The sequence below is a fragment of the Nonomuraea sp. NPDC051298 genome (genome assembly GCF_055586305.1).
The window spans coordinates 251,188-265,826 of sequence record NZ_JBVJIM010000008.1 but is presented as its reverse complement, the minus strand read 5'-3'; the positions used below and the strand labels follow the sequence as shown (position 1 = coordinate 265,826).

Genomic DNA, 14,639 nt, shown 5'->3' with positions numbered 1-14,639 from the left:
CCCCGCCGCGGCCGAATCGCCGTAGCGAACCGTGCCCGGGCAGGGCCTGTGTGACGGCATACTGACCTCTTGTCATGTCTCATACGCGTACACAGGTCTTCGCTCACCTCAGCACACCGACCGCGCCGCTGTACCGCCGGATCATGGACGTCTTCATGGCCAACAAGCGGCGATTCGTGGTGCACCTCCGGCCGGAGGACGTCGCCGAGTCCCTCCGTGCCGACGGCGCCGAGCCGGTCGCCCAGGAGCAGGTCGACAACGCCCTGAGCAGCCTGCGCGAATGGGGAAACCTGCGGGCCGACCCCGACACCGGGCGGGTCACCACGGTCGAGGACTTCTACCGGGCGCGCTACCTGTACCAGCTCAGCAAGGACGGCGAGGCGGCCGAGCACGCGCTGGAGGTCTTCGAGCGGGAGCTGGGGCGCAGGGGCGAGTTGCAGGCGGTGGCGCTGGAGGACATCCGCGTCCGCCTGCACGCGCTCGCCGGCGTGGGCGAACGTCCGGATCCGGCGATCGTCCACAACCTGCTGCTGGAGATCATGAGCAGGCTCGACAGCCTGGCGGCCAACGCCATCGCGTTCATGGGCGGTCTGCAGCGCACCATCGACCTCCAGGACATCGAGGAGGAGGCGTTCCTCGCCTACAAGGACCGGCTGATCTCCTACCTGGAACGGTTCGTCTCCGAGCTGGTCGTCAAGGCGTTCGACATCGCCGACAAGATCCGCGGCCTGGCCGGGATCGACGACCTGCTCAGGCTCGCCGCGGCGCGCGAGGCGGCCGACGTGGCGCCGGGCGAGGCGGACGAGCCCGGCCACGTGCTGGAGACGAAGCTGGCCGAGTGGCGCGACCGCTGGTCCGGCCTGCGCTCGTGGTTCGTCGGCGACCGGACGCGCCCGTGCCAGGCGGACCTGCTGCGTACGCGGGCCCGGCAGGCCATCCCCGACCTGCTGGCCACGATCAGCGTGCTGCACGAGCGCCGGGCCGGCCGCAGCGACCGCTCCGCCGACTTCAGGGCCCTGGCCCGGTGGTTCGCCCAGTGCCCGACCGACGCCGAGGCCCATCGGCTGTGGCGGGCCGCCTTCGGGCTGACCTCCGCCCGCCACCTGACCGCGCAGACGGAATCGGCCGAGGAGGTGCCGGCCGCCACCAGTTGGCTGGACGCGCCCCAGGCGGAGATCTCGGTACGGCTGCGCGCCACCGGCCGCTACGCCAGGCGCGGCGCCCCCAGCAAGGTCGTCGACCGGGGCCCGCAGCGGGAGCGGCTGGCGGCGTTCGTGGCCGCCGAGCGCGAGCAGGCCGAGCTGGCGCGCAAGCGGCTGGCCACCGGCCGCCCCGTGCTGCTCAGCGAGCTGGGCGAACTCGACCCGGCCGAGTTCCACTTACTGCTCAGGCTGCTCGGTGAGGCGCTGGCCATGGGCCCCGGCGAGGTGACGGTCAGGACCTCCGACGGTGGCATGGAGATCCGCCTGCGGCCGGTGGACGGCTACGCCGAGATCCGCACCGTGACGGGCGTGCTGCGCGGCCCCGACCACGAGGTCGTGATCACCGATGTGACAAGGCCCAGGGAGGCGTCCGGGCATGGCGGCTGAGCTGCGCGACTTCCAGGACGCCCAGAGGGAGGACGAGCGCCGCCGGGCCCTGCGCGCCCTGCTGCGCCGCCCGCTGCTCGTCCCCGGCGACGCGGACTACCGGCTGGTCCGCAAGCACCAGGGGTGGTTGACCGACTGGTTCGCCAGGGAGGCCGGCTGGACTCTGCACGCCGACACCGCGGTGGCGCGGCTGCGGAAGGTCCCCGCCCGCCACGGCGACGGCACCAGGGCCGCGCAGGCGAAGGGGAAGGTGCCCTTCAGCCGCCGCCGGTACGTCCTGACCTGTCTGGCGCTGGCCGCGCTGGAGCGGGCCGAGAGCCAGGTGACGCTGGGCTGGCTGGCCGAGCGGCTGCTGGCGTTCGCGGCGGATCCCGAGCTGGCCGCGGCCGGGATGGTGTTCACGCTGGGCAGCAGGGAGGAGCGCGCCGACCTGGCCGCGGTGGCCGGGCTGCTGATCGGCACGGGCGTCCTGGCCAAGGTGGCGGGCGACGAGGCGGCGTACGTCAGCGGGTCGGGCGACGCGCTCTACGACGTGCACCGCCGCGTGCTCGCCGTGCTCCTGGCCACCCGGCGCGGTCCTTCCACGGTGGCCGCCACCGCGCTCGACGAGCGGCTCGCCACCGTCGGTGAGGAGCTGGTCCCCGACACTGAGGACGGCCACAACCGCATGATCCGCCACTCACTGACCCGGCGGCTGCTGGACGACCCCGTGCTCTACTTCTGGGAGCTGACCGGGCCGGAACGCGCCTACCTCGAACGGCAGCGCGGCCCGATGCTCAAGCGGATCACCGAGGCCACCGGCTTCGTGGCCGAGGTCAGGGCCGAGGGCATCGCCCTGCTCGACCCCACCGGCGAGGCCACGGATCTCGGCCTGCCGGAAGAGGGCACCGACGGTCACGCCACGCTGCTGCTCGCCGAGCACCTGGCCGAGCGGCTGCGCATGTATCCGGACCAGCCGGTGGAGCCCGACGACCTGCGCGCGCACATGGAGGGGCTGGCCCAGCGGCATCGCGGCCTGTGGCGCAAGAACGTCTCCGTGCCCGAGCTGACCACGGGCGCCCTGCACCGCCTGGAGGCCCTCGGGCTGATCCGCGTGCGCGACAGGAGGATCACTCCCCTGCCCGCGCTGGCCCGCTTCGGCTTCGCAGAACCGGTCATCTCGGGAAGCAGATCAGGAAACAGGCCGGGAAGCAGAAAGGACGACGAATGAGCCTGCCGACCGCCGCCACCACCCGCTGGCAGCCGATGCGCACCGGGCTGGTGGACCTGTTCTACTACGACGACCAGGAGTTCTGGTTCCGCGACGGCCGGATCCTGTTCCGCGGCAACAACGGCACGGGCAAGTCGAAGGTGCTGGCGCTGACGCTGCCGTTCCTGCTCGACGGCGAGCTGTCGCCCAGCCGCGTCGAGCCCGACGGCGACCCCGGCAAGCGCATGGAGTGGAACCTGCTGCTGGGAGACCGCTACGAGGAGCGGCTCGGCTACGCCTGGCTGGAGTTCGGCCGCGTCACCGAGGACGGCGAGCGCGCGTACGTGACCGTGGGCTGCGGGATGAAGGCCGTCAAGGGCAGGGGCATCGCCGACCGCTGGTTCTTCCTGACCTCCCAGCGCGTCGGCCAGGGCCTCTTCCTCATCGGCGAGAACGGGACGGCGCTCACCCGCGACCGGCTCACCGAGGCCGTCGGCGTGTCGGGGCAGGTGACCCAGACGGCCGAGGGGTACCGCAGGCTGCTCGACGAGCACCTCTTCCACCTGGGCCTCGAACGCTACGAGGCGCTGGTCAACCTCCTCATCCAGCTACGCCAGCCGCAACTGTCCAAGCGCCCGGACGAGAAGAAGCTGTCGGCCGCCCTGTCGCAGGCGCTCGCCCCGGTCGACCAGGCCCTCATCTCCGACGTCGCGGGCGCCTTCCACGACCTGGAGCAGCAGCGGGAGGAGCTGAGCGGGCTGCGCGACACCCACGAGCACGTACGCCGCTTCCTGACCCGCTACCAGCGCTACGCCGCGGTGGCGGCCCGCAGGCAGAGCGCCGAGCTGCGCTCCGCCCACTCCTCCTACGAGCAGGTCAACCGCGACCTGGGCGCGGTGGCCGAGCAGATCGAGCAGTCCACGCGCGCCGAGGCCGAGGCGGAGGAGCGGACCGAGAGCGCGCAGACCGAACTGGCCGAGCAGCAGGCCGTCCGCGAGGAGCTGGCCGGAGACTCGCGCATCAAGGACCTGGACACCGCGGAACGCTACGCCGACGAGGCCGACCAGGCACTGTCGGCAGAGGAGGCCGCGGCCGGACGCGCCCAGGCCACGGCCGCCGCCAGGAGGGCCAGGCACGGGGAGGCCGTCGCCGCCGCCGCGGTCAGCCACCGGGAGGTGGCCGCGCACCAGGACCGCGCCGCCCCGCTCGCCGAGCGCACCGGGCTCGCCGTGCCCCATGCGACGCTGCTGGCCTCCCTGGGCGAGGAGCCTGGGGGTGACGCGATCCGGGCGGCCGCCGACTCGCGCGCGGCGGCCGTCGCGCACGTCACCCGGCTGGCGCGGGAGGCCGTCGCGCGCGAGCGCGATCTCGGCCTGGCGAGGAGCGCGCTCGCCAAGCGGGAGTCCGAGCGCGACAGAGCCGCCGACCGGCTGGCCGACGTGCGCGGGGAACTCGCCACCGCGATGTCGGACCACGTCACCGCCTGGCGCGGGTACGCGCTCGGCCTGCGCGAGCTGACCCTGCCGGACCCGGAGGAGTACGCACTGGCCGCCTGGGCCGAGACCCTGTCGGGGCCGCATCCGGGCGAACGGGCCCTGCACGAGGCCGTCCGGCGGGCCGGACAGGAGCTGGCGCACGCGCAGGCCGCGGCGGCGGCCGAGCGGGAGCAGGCCGTGGCCGCCCTGGCCGCCCTGCGGGAGGAACGGGATCGGTTGGCGGCGGGTGAGCAGGCCCGGCCGCGCGAGCCGTACACGAGGGCGGGAGGCGTCCGCGAGGGGCGGCCGGGCGCGCCCCTGTGGGCGCTGGCGGACTTCCGCGACGGCCTCGACGAGCGGTCCCGGGCGGGGCTGGAGGCGGCGCTGGAAGCCTCCGGCCTGCTGGACGCCTGGGTCACCCCCGACGGGCGGCTGCTCGCCCCGGGAACCCACGACGTGGTCGCCCTGCCGGGCGAGCGGGCCGCCCGGCCGCTGAGCGAGGCCCTGGTGACGGCGGACGCGAGCGCGCGGGCCGTACTGGACGGCATCGGCCTGGAGGAGCAGGCGGGCCCCTACGTGTGCGCGGACGGCAGGTGGCGGCTCGGCCCCCTGCACGGCGCGTGGGACAAGCCGAGCGCCGAGTACCTGGGCGCGATCGCCCGCGAGCGGGCCAGGCAGCGGCGGCTCGCCGAGCTGGCCGACCTCGTCGAGGCGGCGGAGCAGGCGGCGGGCGACGCCCAGGACGCCGTCGACCGGCTGGCCGCCCGCGAGCGGGCGCTGGCGGGCGAGTCGGCCGGGCACCCCGACGACGCCGGGCTCCGTGACGCGCACGCGTCGGCCGCGACGTCCGCGGAACGCCACCAGGACGCCGTCCGGGCGGTCGATGAGCAGGCCGAGGAGGTGCGGTGGGCCGAGCGCGACCTGGACACGGCGGTGGCGGAGCGCGACCGGGCGGCCGCGGACACGTCCCTGCCTGCCACGGCGGACGAACTGGCCGAGGTCGAGGGGGCGCTGCTGGCGTACCGGCAGGTGGTCACCGAGCTGCTCGCCGCCGCGCGGGTGCACGCGGGCAGGCAGGCCGAGGTGGGCACCTGGGCGGCCGAGGTGGAGACGGCCGAGGAGGACGTGCGCCGCGCGCACGAGCGCGAGCGGGCGGCCAGGCGGCGGGCGGCCGAGGAGCAGGCGCGGCTGGCGACCCTGCGGGCCGCCATCGGAGCCTCGGTGGAGCAGCTCAAGGCCCGTCTCGCCGGCACCAAGTCCCGGATCGCCGCGTTGTCCGCGGAGCTGAAGAGCCTGGAGCAGGCCCACAGGCGGGCGGTGGAGCAGCGCGCGCGAGCCGAGGGCAAGCAGGAGCAGCTCGGGACCGAGCTGGTGGCGTCGGTCGAGCGGCGCGAGGCCGCCATCGGGTCGCTGCGCCGCTTCACCGAGACAGGGCTGCTCGACGTGGCGTGCGAGGTGGAGCGCACCGGCTCGTGGGCGCCCGACCCCGCGGTACGACTGGCCCGCCGGATCGAGCAGCTCCTGTCCGACGTCGACGACTCGGAAGAGGCCTGGCACCGGGTGCAGGACGAGATCACCCGCCGCTACAGCGAGCTGGCCGAGGCGCTCACCCGGCACGGTCACCACGCGGTGGCCGGGCTGTCCGACTGGTTCGTGGTGACCATCCAATTCCAGGGCAGGGAACGTCCGCCGAGCGAGCTGACCACGCTGCTCGACGCCGAGATCGACTACCGGGAGCGCACGCTCACCGCCCGCCAGCGCGAGATCGTCGAGGAGCATCTGGTCAACGACGTGGCGGCACACCTTCAGCAGCTCATCGCCGACGCCGAGGAGCACGTCGCCCAGATGAACCGCGAGCTGGAGGAGCGGCCCACCTCGACCGGCATGAGGCTGCGGATGTCCTGGGTCCCGGCCAAGGACGCGCCCGACGGCCTGGCCGAGGCCCGCGCCAGGCTGCTGCGCCAGGGGGCCGACCTGTGGTCCCCCACCGACCGAACGGCCGTCGCCGACTTCCTCCAGGCCCAGATCGAGGCCGAACGGCGCGACAACGAGCACGGAACCTGGGCCGAGCACCTGCGCAGGGCCCTCGACTACCGGGGCTGGCACACGTTCCTGATCGAGCGCTACCAGGACGGCCGCTGGCGGCCCGCGACCGGTCCTGCCTCGGGCGGCGAGCGGGTGCTCACCGTCTCGCTGCCGCTGTTCGCCGCCGCGTCGTCGCACTACCGCTCCGCGCACCCGTACGCGCCGCGCCTGGTGACGCTCGACGAGGCGTTCGCCGGGGTGGACGACGACGCGCGGGCCAAGTGCCTGGGTCTGCTGACGACGTTCGACCTGGACGTGGCGATGACCAGCGAACGGGAGTGGGGCTTCTATCCCACCGTGCCCGGGATCGCCACCCACCAGTTGGTACGCCGCGACGGCATCGACGCCGTCCACGTGACCACCTGGGAGTGGAACGGCACCAGGGCGGAGCAGGTGGAGCGGGCCGCCACCAGCCGCCGTCCCGGCGACAAGGCCCGGCAGGAAGACGGCGGGTGGTGACCGACCCGGCACGGCTGCGCCGCACGCTGGGCGCGCCGGGGCTCGGGCGGCTGATCGAGCGGCTCGCGGCCCGCGTCGAGCAGGACCGGGAGCTCTACGCGCCCGTCGTGCTCACCCAGCCGACCGACGAGGAACGCAGGGCCGTCGAGCGGCTGCTCGGCCGCCGCGCCCGGCAGGGGACGGGGAGACTCGGCGTCAGCCCCCACGCGGTCGAGTCGGCGCTGCGCCTGGCCGGGATCTGCGACGACCTCCGCGAGGCTCTGGACGCCCTGGTGGGCCCTATCTCCGTCCGCTCCCACGAGCGGGCCCGCGAGGCGGAGGCCCGCGCGGCGCTGCTCGCCCTGCTGGCGGAGTGCCGCCACGCGGCCGAGCCGTGGTTCGCCGAGTGGCTGGCCGACCTGTCGTCCGACGGCACTCTGACCAGGGCCGTTCGCCAGGGCGGGGAGCCGGTGAGCCGGGCGCGGGCCGTGCTCGACGTGCTCCCGGCCGACGCCAGGCCGATCAGCGTGCTCGCCGAGCAGGTCACCGGCGACACCAAGGCGCTGTCGGGCACGCCGCTGGCCCGGCTCGTCCTGCGGGCGCTCGCCGCGCGGGCGGGCGAACCGGCGCCCGCTTCGGCGGCGCAGCGCCGGGCGCTGTGGGAGTCGGCGGGCGTGATCGTGGACGACCTGGCCAGCCAGGTGCTGGTGCTGGGGCTCAGGGCGGCGGGTTCGCCGCTCGGGGAGTGGCTCACCGCGGCGGCCGGTCACGCCACGCCGTTCCGCGTGACCCTGCACCAGCTCGTCACGATGCCCGTGCTGGTCACCTCGCCCGTGGTGTTCGTGTGCGAGAACCCCGCCGTGCTGCGGGCCGCCGTGGGCGTCGCCGGGGCGGCGCTGGTCTGCACCGAGGGCATCCCCTCCATCGCCTGCCACCGGCTGCTCGCCGCCTGCGCCGACCGGCGAGTGTGGTGGCGCGGCGACTTCGACTGGACGGGCCTGCGGACCACGACCGAGGCCGTCGCCCGCCACGGAGCCGAGCCCTGGCGCATGGACGTGGCGACCTACGAGCGCGCGCTGGGCGGCGGGGACTCCGAGCCGCTGCGCGGCAGCCCGGCGGCCAGCCCGTGGGATCCCGGCCTCGCGGCGCGCATGACGGTCACGGGGCGGGCGGTCATGGAGGAACGGCTCGTCGACGACCTGATCCACGACCTGCGGGCCGCCGACGCGCCCTGACGTGCCCCCGGCGCGGGCTCACGTGCGCCTGGCCAGGACCTCCGCCAGCAGGTCGAGCGCCTCTATCACGCGGTCGCGATCCGCGCCGAGCCCGTCCAGCAGCTCGGCCTCCCTGGCCAGTTGCCGGGGGAAGAGCGCGTCGACGGCCGCCTCGCCCACGGGTGTGAGGCGTACCAGGGCGGCGCGGCGATCGGCCGGGCTGGGCTCTCTGGTGACCAGACCTCGCTTCTCCAGCCGGAGCAGCGTCTTGCTGATCGCGGCGCGGGAGTGGCGCATCTGGTCGGCCAGGCGGCGCGCGATCGTCGGGTTGGGGTCGTGCCGCAGCCGCAGGCACACGTCGAGGTCCGCGCCGGTGAGCGGGGCGTCCACGTACAGGTGGTCCAGCGCCTCCTCCAGCAGGGCGGTGACGCGCTTGAGCGGACCGATCACCTCCATCGGGGACGTGTCGAGGTCGGGACGGGCAGCGGCCCACAGCTCACGGACCCGGTCGGCGCCCCGGCTCATGCCACCTCCAATTGTTAACTGGTTAACTACTAGGTTACCGTTGGTGGCCCGCGTGAGAGGAGCTTCGCATGAACGGAATGCGGCTGATCATGGCCCTGGCCGCGCTGACCGGCCGCCCGATCCGGCTGTCCAGCGTGGCCGCCCCTGACGACGACCCCGACAGCCTCCGGCTGCGGGTGGATCCCGCCGACCAGATCGCGCCCGGTCGCGCCTCCCACGCCCATCGGGGGATCCAGTACGCCGCCCCCGGACGCAAGCTCCGCCTCGACCTCCTGACCCCGCGCACCCCCGGCCCGCACCCGCTGGTGGTCTACCTGCCCGGGGGCGGCTTCGTCACCGCCCGGCGCGCGATGGCCGCCCGGCAGCGCCGCCAGGTCACCCAGGCGGGGTTCGCGGTGGCCGCCGTCGAATACCGTACGGTCGGCGACGGCGCCACGTACCGCGACGGGCTGGCCGACGTGGCCGCGGCGGTGAGCTTCCTGCGCGCCCACGCCGCCCGGTACGGCCTCGACCCCGCCAGGACCGCGCTGTGGGGCGAGTCGGCGGGCGGCTACCTGGCCGCCATGGCCGCGACGGACCCCGACCACGGCGTCGCGGCCCTGACCGGCGCGGGGGTGGACGCGGTGGTCGACGTGTTCGGGGCCACCCACCTGGCCACCGTGTCCGCCGGCTTCGACCCGGACACGGCGGCGGCCACCACCGCCCCCGGCACACCGCTGCCCGCCTACGTGCTGGGGCCAGGCCGGGCGTTCGCCGACCACCCCGACGAGGTGACCCGGGCCGACCCGGTCAGCCACGTCACCGGCGCGACGCCGCCGTTCCTGCTGCTGCATGGCGACGACGACCGCCTCATCGCGCCCGCGCAGACCGCGCGCCTGCACCGCGCCCTGCGCCGCGCCGGGGTGGACAGCACCCGGTACGTGCTGGAGGACGCCGGGCACGGGGCCCTGTCACCCCAGGCCAGGGCCTGGACGAGCACGCAGGTCATGGACATCGTCGTGGGCTTCCTCCGCTCCAGGCTCGGCGACGAGGTCTGACGCCCAGGCGACCCGACTTTCCGCAAGGCGGCAGGTCAGGGCATGGTGACGACCATCTTGCCGATGTTCTCGCCACGGAACAGGCCGCTGACCGCCCCCGGCAGCGCGTCGAGGCCGTGGCGTTCGGTCTCCAGGGGGATCAGTCGCCCGCTGCCGACCCAGTCGATGAGCTGGTCGAGCGCGCCGGGCAGGACCTGCGGGAACTGCAGCGGGGTGTAGCCCTGCAGGGTCAGGCCGTTGGCGTAGACGGGAGTGATGTCGACCGTCCAGGCGGTGTCGTCGTCGTAGGTGGAGATCAGGCCGCACACGACGACGCGGGCCGGACGCCGCATCACGCTCATCACGGTCTGGCTGACCGCGCCGCCGACGGAGTCGAAGTACAGGTCGGGCCCGTCGGGTGCCAGCGCTCTGAGCTGGTCGGCGAGGTCGGCGGCGTGGTAGTCGAGCGCGGCGGCGAAGCCGAGCCGGTCGGTGAGCAGGTCTCGCTTGCGCCGGTTGCCGGCCAGACCGATCACCCGTGCGCCGCGGAGCGCGGCGATCTGGCCGGCCAGCGAGCCGACGTTGCCGGCGGCGGCCGAGACCACGACGGTCTCCCCCGCCTGTACGCTCCCCGCCTCGACGATGCCGGTGTACGCGGTCAGCCCGCCGAGCAGGCCGTACACGCCGAGTGCGTGGGAGGCCCGGTCGATGCGGGGATCGACAGGGGCCGGGTCCAGCCAGTTGTCCCGGGTCGGCCAGATCGCCAGCTCGGCCCATTCGGCCTGGCCGAGCACCCGGTCCCCGGGCCGGTGGTCCGGGTGGCGGGAGGCGACCACCTCGGAGACGGCGATCCCGCTCACCGCCTCCCCGACCCGGATCTGCGGCAGGAAGTAGCCCTCGTGACCGGTCACCTGGCCGCGCAGGGTGGCGTCGATGGAGAAGGCGGCCGGGCGCAGCAGGAGCTGGCCGTCCTCCAGCTCGGGCAGTTCTTTCGTGGCGATGGTGAAGTGCTCGGGTTCGATCCGCCCGGTGGGCAGGTGCCGGTTGAGCGCGACGAACCTGGTGGTGCGTGTCATGTGTGCCTCGGATGAAAGTACGGGGAGGTTGTGCCGGTCCGACGCTAGATTTAAGCTCCGTTTGTGGGAAGTACTGACAAAAAAGTAAGTACGGTCGCCGCCCAGGAGCAGGGTCGGCCCGGCTGCTCGATCGGCCAGGTCGAGCGCGCCCTGTCCATCCTGGAGGGCCGCTGGAAGCTGCTGATCGTCCACCACCTCCTGGTACGCCGGCCGCGCCGCTTCTCCGACCTGGAGCGCGCGATCCCCCGCGTGACGCAGAAGATGCTGATCCAGCAGTTGCGGGCGCTGGAGGCCGACGGGGTGGTCCGCCGCATCGTCTACCCCGAGGTGCCCCCGCGCGTCGAGTACGACCTCACCCCGGCGGGGGCCGCGCTGACCCCCGCGCTCAACGCCCTGCACGACTGGGCGGCGGACAACTGCCCCGACCGATGACCCACCGCCCCCGGCCGGCGCCCCCGGCTACCTCCAGGGAGCCCAGGGCAGGACCGTCCCCTCCCTGACCAGCTCGCCGTAGTGGCCGGGCTCGACGGGCTCCAGGGCGAGGTCCAGGAGGGCGACGGCGGCCCGCGCCGGGCTGGGCGCGCCGGAGACGTCCCACCACATGCCCGAGGTCGGGGTGTTCATCATCCCCGGGCAGACGGCGGCGAGCAGGATGCCGCGCTCTGTGTCCCGCTCGCGGCGCCGCGCGGCCAGGGCGCGCACGGCGGCGACCTGGCCGATCTTGGACGGGATGTTGACGAAGCCGGGCCAGGCGCCGGCGCGGGCGCTGCCGTCCTTGACCGCGTCGCGCCAGGCGGCGACCTGTTCGTCCACCTGCTCCAGCGACGCGAGAGCGTCGAAGCGGTCGTGCAGCACGGGAGCGAGGTGGTGCAGCGTGCCCAGCGAGCTGGCCACGACGATCAGCCTGCCGCCGTCCCTGAGCAGCGGCGCGAACGCACGCAGCACCCGGGTGGCGCCGAAGTTGTTGACCTCGGCGTAGTCGTCGACGATCGCGCGCGGGTCGTCGTCGGGGCCCACGCGCATGACCGCGTTGTTGAAGACGATGTCGACGCCGCCGTGGCGCTCCCCCAGGCGTACGGCGAGCCGGGCGGCGGCCTCGCGGTCCGCCACGTCGAGGATCTCGCCCCGTACCCGGGCTCCACCGGCGGGCAGCGCGTCCACGGCCTGGTTGACGCGGTCGAGGTCGCGGCCGGTGAGGTAGACGGTGTCGTGGGCGGTCAGACGGCGGGCGAGCCCTTCGACCAGGGCCAGGCCCAGCCCCTGGGTGGCCCCGGTGACCAGGGCGACTCTCGGCGCGGCCATCACGGCGTTCCTTCCGCTCCCGGCGCGGCCGTCACGGCCGCCCCTTCCGCGAGCAGCTTCTCCGACAGGGCCCAGAGGCGCTCGGCCCCCTCCGGGTCGAGGGCGTAGCGGGCCACGCCGTGCAGTGGCGGCGCGGCGCCGCGCCGGTCGATGGTCCCGGTCTCGTTGCAGTCGGCGAAGTAGCGTCCGCCGACGCCTTCCAGCAAGGGCGAGGTGGCGAGCAGCACCGAGGTGGCGGCGCCCTGCGCGGGCGTCTTGATCAGCTCGGGCGGGACCGACCCGCTGCCGCGTCCGCCGGTGTGGCGTTGCAGGTTGGTGTAGATGGCGCCGGGCATGAGCGCGTTCGCGGTGACGCCGTCGGCGGCCCAGCGCCGGGTCGCCTCGACCGCGAACAGCACATTCGCCGTCTTGGACTGGCCGTAGGCGAGCCAGGGGTCGTACGGGCGGAAGGCGAAGTTCACGTCGTCGAAGACCACCGGCGACAGTTGGTGCCCGGTGGAGCTGACGACCACGATCCGCGCCGAACCGGCGGCCGCCAGCGCCGCGTGCAGCCGGGTGGCCAGGGCGAAGTGACCGAGGTGGTTGGTGGCGAACTGCCACTCCCAGCCCTGCGGGGTGTACTGCTCGGGGCTCGCCATCACGCCCGCGTTGTTGACCAGGATGTGCAGCGGACCCGTCCAGGAGCCGGCGAACGCGGCGACGGACGCCGGGTCGGTCAGGTCGAGCCGCTCGACGTGCGGGACGCGGTCGCCGGTGGTCGCGCCGATGTCCTTGGCCACCCGCTCGCCCGCGGCGAGGTCGCGGACCGCCAGGGTGACCTCGGCGCCCGCGGCGGACAGCGCCGCCGCGGTCTCCACGCCGATCCCGGAGGACGCGCCGGTCACGACGGCGCGCTTGCCGGTCAGATCGACGTCCGCGACGACCTCGGCGGCGGTGCTGGCAAAACCGAAAGGCGTTTGGATCAGACTCATGCCACTCACGCTAGGCAGCCGACTGGCCATGCCACAAGCAACACATTCTCAAGGTAGCCATGCGTAACTGTCATGGCCATGGGCTGACGTCCCGCCCACGCGCCGTCACGTATGGCGTCGTGATGACGCCAAGAAGGATCCAGCTCCACTTGTGATGACGCCATAGTGGTGTCATGATGACGTCATGGACCTTGCGCCGTATGTCGATCAGCTCCGCCGCGAACTCGCGATCGCCGCGGGAGCGGGTGGCGAGGAAGCCCGCGCGCTGGCCGAACGTCTCGCCGCCACGCTCGAGTCGGCCACCCGGCTCGCGCTGCTGGAGGCCCTGTCCACCGCCGCGGACGAGATCACCCAGGACCTCGCGCCCGGCTCGGTCGAGGTGCGCCTGCGCGGGCGTGACGCCGCCTTCGTCGTGACGCCGCCGCCGAGCGCCCCCTCGTTCGCGGGCGGGAGCGAGTCCGGGCAGGCCGAGCGGCCGCCCACCGCGCCCCCGCCCGCCCCGCCGCCGCCCTCCGACGCCGACGAGGGCGGCACGTCCCGGATCTCGCTCCGGGTTCCCGAGCACCTCAAGCCGCGCATCGAGGAGGCGGCGGCCCGCGACGGGCTGTCGGTCAACGCCTGGCTGGTCCGCGCCGTCTCCGCCGCGCTCGAACCCGGCGACGCGGGCCGCCGCGCCGGCCCGCGTCCGGCCCAGCAGACCGGCAACCGCTTCAGCGGCTGGGTCCGCTGACGCCCGCGCCGGTGAACACGCAGAAGACCGCGCCCACGACCGGGCCCACGACCGCGCTCACAACTGGGCCCACGACTGCGCCCACGATGATGCCCACCCACGACAAGGGGCCCGGAATGCCGACCTTCGATACCCCCGAACCCATCCTCGCCGTCCTCGACCTGGCGACCGCCGAGATCCGCGTCAACGCGAGCGACCGCGCCGACACCGTCGTCGAAATCCGCCCGAACGACCCGCACAACGACGCCGACGTGCAGGCCGCCCAGCACACCCACGCCGAGTACGCCGACGGCAGGCTGCTGGTGCGGACCGACAGGGCACACGCCGGGGCGTTCCCCGGCCAGGGCTTGACCCTCGACAAGCTCGTCGAGTCGCCGATGAACTGGGCGCGTTCGCTGCTGCTCGGGCCGGGCAGCATCGACGTGACGATCGAGCTGCCGGCCGGCTCCCGCCTCGACGCCAAGACGACGGCGAGCCTGCGCTGCCACGGCCCGCTCGGCGAGGTGACGATCACCACCTCCTACGGCGACATCCGGATCGAGCAGGCCGACCGGCTCCGGCTGAAGAGCACCCACGGCGACATCACCGTGACCCGCGCCTGCGGGCACGCCGAGGTCACCACGACCCACGGCGGCATCCACATCGGGGAGCTGAAGAGCACCGCCATGGTCAAGACCTCCCACGGCGACGTACGACTCGGCGAAGTGACCGGCGAGCTGCGGCTGAACAGCGCCCACGGCGACATCACGGTGAACCGCGCCCTGGCCGGCGTCGTCGCCAAGACCGCGTACGGCAGCGTGGAGATCCGCGAGGTGGTGTCCGGGTCGGTCGTCATGGAGACCACCGGGGGCGGTCTTGACCTGGGGATCCGGGAGGGCACCGCCGCCTGGCTGGACGTCAGCTCCCAGTACGGCACCGTGACCGTCTCCCTCGACACCGGCGACGCCCCCGGCGAGGCCGACCGGGTCGTGGAGGCGCGGGCCCACACCACCTACGGCGACATCCTCGTCCGCCGTTCCTGAACGCGTT

General features: G+C 74.2%; 12 protein-coding genes. 8 read left to right on the top strand and 4 right to left on the bottom strand.

The genetic code is table 11. The features are described from left to right. Nucleotides 1-74 precede the first annotated feature (74 nt). The 4 genes from ACZ6S0_RS24650 to ACZ6S0_RS24635 are packed head-to-tail and all read left to right on the top strand — an operon-like array spanning nucleotide 75 to nucleotide 8,011. On the top strand, nucleotides 75-1,589 hold the full coding sequence (locus ACZ6S0_RS24650; RefSeq protein ID WP_465921674.1) for a TIGR02677 family protein: 1,515 nt from the start codon (nucleotides 75-77) through the stop codon (nucleotides 1,587-1,589). Then, a complete protein-coding gene (locus ACZ6S0_RS24645; protein WP_465921673.1) occupies nucleotides 1,579-2,799 on the top strand; it encodes a TIGR02678 family protein in 1,221 nt (406 codons plus the stop codon). Before ACZ6S0_RS24650 ends, ACZ6S0_RS24645 begins: the two co-directional genes overlap by 11 nt. Then, on the top strand, nucleotides 2,796-6,797 hold the full coding sequence (locus ACZ6S0_RS24640; protein WP_465921672.1) for a TIGR02680 family protein: 4,002 nt from the start codon (nucleotides 2,796-2,798) through the stop codon (nucleotides 6,795-6,797). Before ACZ6S0_RS24645 ends, ACZ6S0_RS24640 begins: the two co-directional genes overlap by 4 nt. Further along, nucleotides 6,794-8,011: a TIGR02679 family protein gene (locus tag ACZ6S0_RS24635; protein ID WP_465921671.1), complete on the top strand. Its 1,218-nt coding sequence runs from the start codon at nucleotides 6,794-6,796 to the stop codon at nucleotides 8,009-8,011. Before ACZ6S0_RS24640 ends, ACZ6S0_RS24635 begins: the two co-directional genes overlap by 4 nt. Nucleotides 8,012-8,029: 18 nt before the next feature. Here the strand turns inward: ACZ6S0_RS24635 and ACZ6S0_RS24630 are convergent, their stop codons facing one another. Then, entirely contained in the window at nucleotides 8,030-8,515 is a 486-nt protein-coding gene (locus ACZ6S0_RS24630) for a MarR family winged helix-turn-helix transcriptional regulator (protein ID WP_465921670.1), read from the bottom strand. A 68-nt stretch (nucleotides 8,516-8,583) separates the two neighbouring features. Here ACZ6S0_RS24630 and ACZ6S0_RS24625 point away from each other — a divergent pair, with 68 nt between their 5' ends. Continuing rightward, nucleotides 8,584-9,552, top strand: a complete 969-nt coding sequence (locus ACZ6S0_RS24625; RefSeq protein ID WP_465921669.1) for a prolyl oligopeptidase family serine peptidase — start codon at nucleotides 8,584-8,586, stop codon at nucleotides 9,550-9,552. 35 nt (nucleotides 9,553-9,587) lie between these two features. Here ACZ6S0_RS24625 and ACZ6S0_RS24620 read toward each other — a convergent pair whose 3' ends face one another. Beyond that, a complete protein-coding gene (locus tag ACZ6S0_RS24620; RefSeq protein WP_465921668.1) occupies nucleotides 9,588-10,607 on the bottom strand; it encodes a zinc-binding dehydrogenase in 1,020 nt (339 codons plus the stop codon). A gap of 63 nt (nucleotides 10,608-10,670) precedes the next feature. Here ACZ6S0_RS24620 and ACZ6S0_RS24615 point away from each other — a divergent pair, with 63 nt between their 5' ends. Next, nucleotides 10,671-11,039: a winged helix-turn-helix transcriptional regulator gene (locus ACZ6S0_RS24615; protein WP_465921667.1), complete on the top strand. Its 369-nt coding sequence runs from the start codon at nucleotides 10,671-10,673 to the stop codon at nucleotides 11,037-11,039. Between the two features lie 27 nt (nucleotides 11,040-11,066). On the opposite strand, the gene ACZ6S0_RS24610 is transcribed toward ACZ6S0_RS24615, so the two are convergent. Together ACZ6S0_RS24610 and ACZ6S0_RS24605 are read right to left on the bottom strand one after the other, a co-directional pair. Continuing rightward, complete coding sequence (locus ACZ6S0_RS24610) at nucleotides 11,067-11,909, bottom strand: SDR family NAD(P)-dependent oxidoreductase (protein ID WP_465921666.1); 843 nt, start codon at nucleotides 11,907-11,909, stop codon at nucleotides 11,067-11,069. Next, the gene (locus tag ACZ6S0_RS24605) at nucleotides 11,909-12,880 is read right to left on the bottom strand and encodes an SDR family NAD(P)-dependent oxidoreductase (RefSeq protein ID WP_465921665.1); all 972 of its coding nucleotides are present in this window, start codon (nucleotides 12,878-12,880) and stop codon (nucleotides 11,909-11,911) included. The genes ACZ6S0_RS24610 and ACZ6S0_RS24605 overlap by 1 nt, the downstream gene beginning before the upstream one ends. 184 nt (nucleotides 12,881-13,064) lie before the next feature. Between ACZ6S0_RS24605 and ACZ6S0_RS24600 the strand changes: the two genes are divergently transcribed. Beyond that, nucleotides 13,065-13,610 (top strand): hypothetical protein, encoded by a 546-nt coding sequence (locus ACZ6S0_RS24600; protein ID WP_465921664.1) that lies wholly within the window; start codon nucleotides 13,065-13,067, stop codon nucleotides 13,608-13,610. Between the two features lie 116 nt (nucleotides 13,611-13,726). Then, entirely contained in the window at nucleotides 13,727-14,632 is a 906-nt protein-coding gene (locus tag ACZ6S0_RS24595; RefSeq protein ID WP_465921663.1) for a DUF4097 family beta strand repeat-containing protein, read from the top strand. The last annotated feature ends 7 nt before the right edge of the window (nucleotides 14,633-14,639 follow it).